Below are 8,424 nucleotides of genomic sequence, written 5' to 3'. Positions count from 1 at the left end.
GACTTTTTATCATTTTAGTTATGTAACCAACTAATCAGCATATTCAATTTACTTAAACCTATTTTTTATGTATACACTGTTAGTGAGCCTCTTGCTGTACTCTTAACAAATCCGTCTTTCCGTTAGGAAGTTAGGGAAAAGCATTAAAAAAATATTTTAGAAGGTACCATATAGTTAGGAAAGGATGCCTCCAAAATAAAATGATATGATGATTTCACCGATATAAGACTATATTTATCTTTGATTGGTTACCATGCATTCATTTCCTAACCTTGCTCCTGCTTTTTAAGGCTCCTCTTAGACCTTTAATTTCAACAAGGCTTTATGTACGATATAAAAGGAAAAAAATTGTATTATGCAATATGCTCTGATATTTTATATAAAAATTCTTCTTTTAAAAAATTATTTTTATGTGATTAAGAGTATAATTTATGACAAGAATAAGATTATGCTAAATTAGGGTCTTGTACTGTATCTATTTTAATGTTTATTTTAACTCTATACTTAGGGGCTTAGAACACAACTGTGGGGATGACCAATCCTCCAATCTAAGTCCATTGTCGCAAACAAGATGTAACCAGTAAATTATTATATACTATGTCAGACAAACATGAAACATATATATGCTTGATAAATGAGGAAGAACAGTATTCACTTTGGTTTGCATGGAAACCCATTCCACATGGTTGGAAGCAGGTTAGGCCCAAAGGTAGTAAAGAGGAGTGCTTGCAATACATCAATCAGGTATGGACAGATATGAAACCAAAAAGCCTTAGGGAAAAAATGGACAAATTAACTGCCTCTAATTAGGGAAAATCTAAGCAAAGCAGCTTTGCTTGATACTTGGTGTATGTTTGCATATGGGCTATAGGACATAAAGTGAAATAATCATAAGCTAGGGCAATATATGCTAAAGGGTTTAATGGAATGTGCTGGTATTTTTGAACAAAAACTTTTAGACCAGTTGGTATTCAATCAAAACCCTAATAAAGTGTTTATTTATATTGTCAATCTAGCTGAGTGCAAATTAAATATAAACCCATTCCTTCAATGTTTAGCAGCTGAAGAACAAGTTCAAGCCAGCAAATATTATACGGACCATTTAAGGAGGCAGTACATTATCTCACATGGAATTTTAAGGTATATATTAGGCTATTACACTAAGCAGCATCCAAAAGATATTATATTTTCCTACGGAGCCTATGGTAAACCTTTCTTGAAGGAGTCTAATATTACCTTTAATATGTCCCATTCGCATGACCTAGTTGGTTATGCGATTGCTTTAGATAGTAGAGTGGGTATTGATATTGAACTACATGATAAGAATCTAGAAGTGCAAGAGCTGGCTCATCTGGTATTTACTCCCACAGAATATCGCTTTTTTACTTGCCTGAATGGTGATGCAAAAGTTAGTTTTTTTTACGATATATGGACTAAAAAAGAATCATTGATTAAAGCAAATGGGCAGGGGTTATCCTATCCGATTAACACCATTGAGACCATGGGGGCAAATACTATTGCGCTTGCTAGTAAACAAAATCGGTATCCGAAAAGTTGGTATTGTTTTCCATTAAGGGTAAAGGGTGATTATTCAGCTGCTTTAGCTATAGAACATAAAATAAATCAAATCGCTTATGTAGAAATGCATAACCACTATATTTTCAATAAAATTAAAATCTTGTAATATTAATGGCAATTATAAGCATATAAGTACTTACATAGTATAAAGTGCCCCTGCAAGAATCCACAATGGTAATTCCAAAACACCAATAAATAAAATAGAATAAATAATTAAAATGAAACCTCTCTTATACAGCATTTGTTTGATGTTACTTATCGATGGAATAAACAGTGGTTTACTGTTTCCTATACTTCCAGAGTTATTTATGAATCGTAAGCTTGGACTAAAAATTGACAATATATGCTGCGCATATGAGACATTGTATAGCCTAACGCTTGCTTTATTTCCTTTATCAAGTATGGTTGGCATGCCAATATTAGGAGCGCTATCAGATAGGTATGAGAAAAGTAAAATTATCCTATATGGATTGATAGGATTAGTAATGAATAGCCTATTAAGTATAGCTGCAATAGCAACCCATAATATATGGTTATTTCTACTGAGCATATGCTTAAGTGGATTTTTATCTGGTACTTATGCAGTAGGTAATGCCTTAATTAGTTATATATCTGATAATGAACAGGACAGAATGAATAATTTTAAGTTACCCATGCTTGCATCTATGTTGGGTTTTATATTAGGTCCCGGATTATCTATATGCATCAGTCAAATAAATATGGCCAATCCATTAATTATTCCATTTGTTATCGTTTGTATACTTAGCATAGCTAACCTCCTGCTACTATGGAATAGCTTTAGGAAAATTAACATAAAGTACCATATGGAGATGACACCCAATAAATCTTGCTTTAATCTATTACATGCTCTAAGGTCGATAGCAACTTCATTAACATATATATTTGGTACCCCATACTTAATCAAGTTGGCTTTTAGCTATTTATTATTTATGCTTGGTTTTGGGCTATTTGTAGAATCACTATCACTGTATCTAGCATATAACCATAGTTATACACCTAATAAGATTGGTATATTCTTTATAGTCATGTTCATAACTATGGCAATGAGCATGTATTCATTACAAAAACTAATGGTTAAGTACATTACTTATAAAACTCAAATCAAGTTATCACTACTCGTCACTGCCCTATTATTAATATTTGGTTCAATTTCCAGACAAATCATATCATGTTTATCTGTAACAGATCACCTGTATATTACATGGATAATAGCAATATTATTTTATATATTTACTCCATTTTCTACATTAGGATTTACCAACTTATTTGCTGGTAGCGTAAGCAAAGAAAGTCAAGGCAAGATAATCGGTAGTAGCGGGCAAATAGCTTCCATGGGTTTCTTTATTGCTGGGCTATTTATAGGGAAGTTAATGATTCTGAATTGCAACCTTATACTATTGTTATCTGGCATATCCCTTATGCTAAGTTATATAGTGTTAGAAAATTTTACAGAATAGCAATTTCTTCTTAAATATAAGAGTCTTCCGAGTATACATGGACAGGGTACAGTCTAAAAGCTCCTAAAGCTCAATGCTATAATCCAGAAATAGATATCAAATTGGGTATACGATCGCGTGATTTAGTAGATGCATTTATGGATAAGGTGTTAGACCATGCCCAAGCTTGTGGTATTGAAAAAGCTGTATCCGATACAGTGGAAGATCCTAAGTTATATACGCAAGCCATACAAACAGTCCATAAAAAGTTAGCTACAAGATAACTAATTGCACAGCCACTGTTTGAGTAAGTGGTGCAACAGAATATCAGTAAAATAGCATCAAAATCGACACCAGATCAGTCTAATCAATTATTGGCCAAAGTAACCGAAGATCTGCCTAAGCTTGAGCAACTGTTCCTGCAACAGGAACAGTTACCACAAGCGCAATGCTCAGCAGAAGGTCTCAACTTCCCAACCTGCTCATACTACCCAAAAGCTGATATCAATCTTGTAAAGTAAGAAATGTGCAGCATGCAACAGAAAGACCAGCTCGTTGATAACCTTTCACGTATGGAAAATGCATATAAAACTTGACACGAACTATAAAATTGTCCAGTTCTAGTTTCCCTTTGTCTGAATTTTTCAGCTACTGACGGGATTATTTCTTTTAGTTTTGGATTAGACTGCTTGATAGTTTCAAACAAATAAAGCTGATTTTCTTGTATTCTTCGTTCAGGTTTATCCCTTTAGTTATGTGTTCATAAAGTACTTTTTTCACGTGAGTTCGGGATTAGATTATTTTTTCATTTGATAATCAATATTAATAAAAATTTATAAAATTTGTTTTATAGACAGTTAAATAGGTAGTTGAATAACAAATAATTCTTATAATCAGTTTATTATATATATTATATTTATAAAATTAGATATAAAAACTTGTTAAATAGGTGCAAATATTAACTAAATAATTGATATTAAATTGTTGTAAATCAGTCAAATAAATCCCGCACTCACGTTAATACTAAGATATAAGCTTTTTGATCGAGCAAAAAGTAGTATATACGTTCCTTTAATCGAGCAAAAAGTCAGATAACTACTCCTTTAATTTTATGAATTGTATTAAATTCGTAGCTGGGTGCTTTACATATATTAAATAATGTAAGTTGATCTCTAAATTTAAAGCCAATAGCCCACTCTGTATTTAACGGCTTTTTTACTTCTTAATCCCGGATACACCTTTGATATGCGTCACGTGGTGCATCGTATAATAGCAGATGATAGAATAAATGATTCACATTCTAATTGATGGCCAGATAAGGTCATTTCCCAAAGGGATTACTGGTTTACATATTGCCCAACAGTTGGGGATGCAAATGGACATTTTAGCGGTTCAGGTCAATGAGGAAGTCTATGACTTGACCCGTGCTATTGAAATAGATGCCCCCCTTCGTTTTCTTAGATGGGACGATGATGCAGGCAAGCAGCTCTTTTGGCACTCTTCTGCGCACCTTTTGGCGGCAGCTTTGGAGCTCCTTTATCCTGGTGTTAAATTTGGTATAGGTCCTCCTATTGCACAGGGATTCTATTATGATGTAGACTTAGGTGTCTATGCGGCTGATGCTTTAGACCTAGAAGCTATAGAAAAAAAAATCATTACGCTGGCCCAGCGAAAAGATCCATTTATCCGTCGAGTAGTTTCCAAACAAGAAGCAGTTGACTTTTTTAGTAAAAAAGAAGATCCTTATAAGTTAGAACTACTAGAAGGGTTAAAGGATGGTACGATTACCTTATACCAACAAGGCGATTTTATAGATTTGTGTAAAGGTGTTCATCTTCCGCATACTGCATGGGTTAAGGCTGCTAAAATTTTAAATGTTTCAGGAGCCTACTGGCGTGGCAATGAAAAAAATAAACAGCTTACCCGTATCTATGGCATTACCTTTCCAACTAAAAAAGAACTTTCTAATTTTCTCCATATTAGAGAAGAAGCCCAAAAAAGAAGTCATATAAAGATCGGAAAAGCCCTTGGCTTGTTTACCTTTTCAGAAAAAGTAGGCCTAGGTCTGCCTCTTTGGTTGCCTAATGGTGCGCTATTGTGTGATACCTTGGTGCAGTTTCTTAAAAAGGAGCAAATCAAACGTGGGTATCGGCCGGTAGTTACCCCTCATATTGGCCATAAGGCACTGTATATCACCTCTGGTCATTATGAAAAGTATCAAGAAGATTGTTTTCAACCCATTCGTACTGCTGAAGCTGAAGAAGAGTATCTCTTAAAGCCTATGAATTGCCCCCATCATTGTGAGATTTACAATAGTATACCCTGGTCTTATAAAGAGCTACCCATACGTTTGGCAGAATTTGGAACCGTCTATCGTTGCGAGTTACATGGTGCCTTGCATGGATTGACCAGAACCCGTTGTTTTACGCAAGATGATGCTCATATTTTCTGCCGTTCAGATCAAGTGCCAGAAGAGTTTGCTAAAGTAATTGATTTGGTGCTTTATATATTTGGTTTATTGGGTTTTAAGGACTATACTGCGCAACTCTCTTTTAGAGACCCTAATAGCGATAAATATATAGGGGAGTCGAAGGATTGGGATTTGGCCGAAGCAGCGATTCAAGCCATTGCCCAAGAGAAGGGTTTACAAGCTACTACTGTGCTTGGTGAAGCTGCTTTTTATGGTCCAAAGGTCGATTTTATGGTGAAAGATGTTTTAGGACGGAGTTGGCAATTGGGTACCGTGCAATTGGATTACCAATTGCCCATTCGGTTTGATTTGACCTATATGGGAGCTGATGGTGGGAAGCATCGACCCGTTATGATCCATCGTGCGCCATTTGGTTCTCTGGAGCGGTTTATAGCCATTCTTATTGAGCATACCGGTGGAAAGTTTCCACTTTGGCTAGCCCCAGAACAAGTAGCTCTTTTGGCTCTTTCTCATAAATATAATGGTTATGGTACGGTTGTACAGCAAAAGCTATTGGAAAAGGGTATGCGTGCTACATTAGATAGCCGGAATGAGACCATTGGGAAAAAAATCCGTGAGGCCACATTGCGCAAAGTCCCCTATATTGTAGTGGTTGGGGAAAAAGAAATGGCAGATGAAACCGTTTCGGTTCGAAAACAAGATGGGCAAATCACTATGGCGTTAAATGACTTTATGAAGCAAATTTGTACGGAGGTGGCTACGATGGGTGTTGTGGTTTAACTAAAAGGGATAATTTGTGTAAATTAATTTGGAAGTTGTTTTATAATGCCTTCAGCTAAAATAAGTACCATGCAATGGACCATATCGGAATTAGTAGAGCGGTTTAATGGGAAACTGTTAAGTGGTAGTAGAGATGCAACCTTAACCCATCTTTGTCCATTGACAGAAGCGCGTTCTGGCGGTATTGGTTTTTTTGCTGATGCCAGATATGCTGCTGATTTTTATCAAACCCAAGCTTCTGCTATTTTGGTAGCCAAAGATTTTAAACCCGTTGGACCGGTAGCAGCTGCCTTGATTGGTGTACAAGATCCTTATGGTTGTTTTTGTCTCCTCATAGAGGAAGTGCAACAGCAAAGCATGGCCCCCAAGTGCGGCATAGAATTTCCCTCTTATATAGGCCAGCAGGTTACGGTAGGGGAAGATATTTACCGAGGGGCTTTTTCCTATATTGGCCACCATGTGGTTATAGGCAAAGGGGTAAAAATTTATCCACATGTTTATGTGGGAGATTATGTAACCATTGGAGACCATACGGTACTCTATAGTGGGGCTAAAATAGTGGCTTATACGGTGATAGGTAGTCGATGTGTCATCCATTCCGGTGCCGTAATAGGTAGTGCAGGTTTTGGCTTTTTAAGCCATCCGGATGGTAGCTATAAAGCTATCCCTTCAATTGGTAATGTACGACTAGAGGATGATGTGGAAGTTGGTGCCCATACCACTATAGATGCGGCTACTGTAGGTAGCACCATAGTAGGCAAAGGGACTAAGATAGATAACTTGGTTCAAGTGGGCCATAATGTTCAAATCGGCAAGCATACCGGTATTGCGGCACAGGTAGGGATTGCTGGATCCACTAAGGTAGGTGATTATTGTAGGTTGGGTGGTCAAACAGGTATTGCGGGTCACCTCCATTTGGGAGACCATATTACAGCCATTGGTCGAGCCGGTATTACCCGCTCCTTTCAAAAAGGACATATTACCCTTTCCGGTACACCTGCTTTTGAAAATAAAAAATTCTTATATTGCTATGCTCGATTTAAAAATCTGACGCCAGCAAGAAAGGAGCATTAGCCCCTAAAAGTAGTGGAGCAGCTGTGTGTATGGATCGTTAGTGTGCCCCCCGCTTATGGCCCTCAATAAAGGAATTTAGCACTTCAGTTCGGGATTAGACGTATTGTGAACCAGTCATATATATATTAGTTATAGAAGGTTTTTTCTCTTTTAGTGCATAAGCTGTAATTCCAGCTATCAAATTGACTAGAAAATTAGGTATGCTTCTATGCCTGGAATGTTCTATCTGGCTAATATTTTTGAGATGATCTATAATAGTTTCAATTATAGATCGTTTTCTAAGCATCAGTTTATCCCAGAGTGGCATAAAAGAATTTTTCATATTTTTTCTGATCTGGGTAATGAGTTCCACGCCTTTCTCGATCAGTTTTTTAAATAAATCTTTGCTTATGTAACCTTTATCGGCAAACATTTTACCCATGAAGTGTTTACATAAATTTTCTACAGGAAGCCTATCATTAGTTTTACCTGTGGTCAGTCGAAAATTCATGATTTCTCCTAAATCATTGACTATCAAGTGCAACTTTAATCCAAAAAACCAACCGATGCTGGTTTTACCTTTAGTAGCAATCGATTTAAAAACCCTGTGCGTATAGGCTCTTTTGATATGGCAAACCTTGATGGCTGTTGCATCCATAAAATAACAACCTGTTTTTGTTTTAGAAAGACTTTGTGTAAAACAGTACAAGGGAACTAACGTTCTTTGGATCAGTTCTATAAATCTATTCTAGCTTACTAACTTTCCAAATTTACTAGAATGAAATTGCTGTAAATGAATATAATAAGACTTAAAATTTCTAAAACCAATCACATGAAAGGCAATAAGAATAGTCATTATTTCACCCAAAGTTAATGAACAAGTTCTAGTAGGTTTTCTTTTAGAGTTGGTTAACAGTTGTTTTTCCATATACGGCATAAACTTTATGAGAAATTCATCAACAGCATAATATATTTCAACTAATTTTTCTACATTCATAACTGGCTCCTTTGGATAATCTGGTTAGTATTTTTTTATCTCCAAATTTAAAACACAAAGGAGCTTTTTAAAGCTATTTTTTAACAAGCTAATCCCGAACTCAAGTTTTATCCAGGACGACAATACCC

The 8,424-nt window shown here is 36.0% G+C and carries 6 protein-coding genes and 1 pseudogene; 6 read left to right on the top strand and 1 reads right to left on the bottom strand.

Going from position 1 to position 8,424, the window contains the following annotated elements; genetic code table 11:
• Positions 1-597 precede the first annotated feature (597 nt).
• The 6 genes from NBW36_RS01210 to lpxD all read left to right on the top strand — a co-directional run bounded on the left by NBW36_RS01210 (position 598) and on the right by lpxD (position 7,320).
• Positions 598-810, top strand: coding sequence for an MbtH family protein (locus NBW36_RS01210; protein ID WP_250238581.1), 213 nt, complete (start codon positions 598-600; stop codon positions 808-810).
• A 112-nt stretch (positions 811-922) separates the two neighbouring features.
• Entirely contained in the window at positions 923-1,684 is a 762-nt protein-coding gene (locus NBW36_RS01205) for a 4'-phosphopantetheinyl transferase family protein (RefSeq protein WP_250238575.1), read from the top strand.
• A gap of 112 nt (positions 1,685-1,796) precedes the next feature.
• The gene (locus NBW36_RS01200) at positions 1,797-3,056 is read left to right on the top strand and encodes an MFS transporter (protein WP_250238573.1); all 1,260 of its coding nucleotides are present in this window, start codon (positions 1,797-1,799) and stop codon (positions 3,054-3,056) included.
• A 101-nt stretch (positions 3,057-3,157) separates the two neighbouring features.
• Entirely contained in the window at positions 3,158-3,319 is a 162-nt protein-coding gene (locus tag NBW36_RS01195) for a hypothetical protein (RefSeq protein WP_250238571.1), read from the top strand.
• A 1,004-nt stretch (positions 3,320-4,323) separates the two neighbouring features.
• Positions 4,324-6,246 (top strand): threonine--tRNA ligase, encoded by a 1,923-nt coding sequence (thrS, locus tag NBW36_RS01190; RefSeq protein WP_250238569.1) that lies wholly within the window; start codon positions 4,324-4,326, stop codon positions 6,244-6,246.
• A gap of 45 nt (positions 6,247-6,291) precedes the next feature.
• On the top strand, positions 6,292-7,320 hold the full coding sequence (lpxD, locus tag NBW36_RS01185; RefSeq protein WP_250238565.1) for a UDP-3-O-(3-hydroxymyristoyl)glucosamine N-acyltransferase: 1,029 nt from the start codon (positions 6,292-6,294) through the stop codon (positions 7,318-7,320).
• Positions 7,321-7,414: 94 nt separating this feature from the next.
• On the opposite strand, the pseudogene NBW36_RS01180 reads toward lpxD, so the two are convergent.
• Positions 7,415-8,296: pseudogene (locus tag NBW36_RS01180) on the bottom strand (IS982 family transposase).
• Between the last annotated feature and the right edge of the window lie 128 nt (positions 8,297-8,424).

This window comes from Cardinium endosymbiont of Oedothorax gibbosus (genome assembly GCF_936981045.1).
Taxonomy (GTDB): domain Bacteria; phylum Bacteroidota; class Bacteroidia; order Cytophagales; family Amoebophilaceae; genus Cardinium.
Note: the sequence above shows the minus strand (reverse complement) of the source record. Positions and strands in the feature narration are given on the sequence as shown.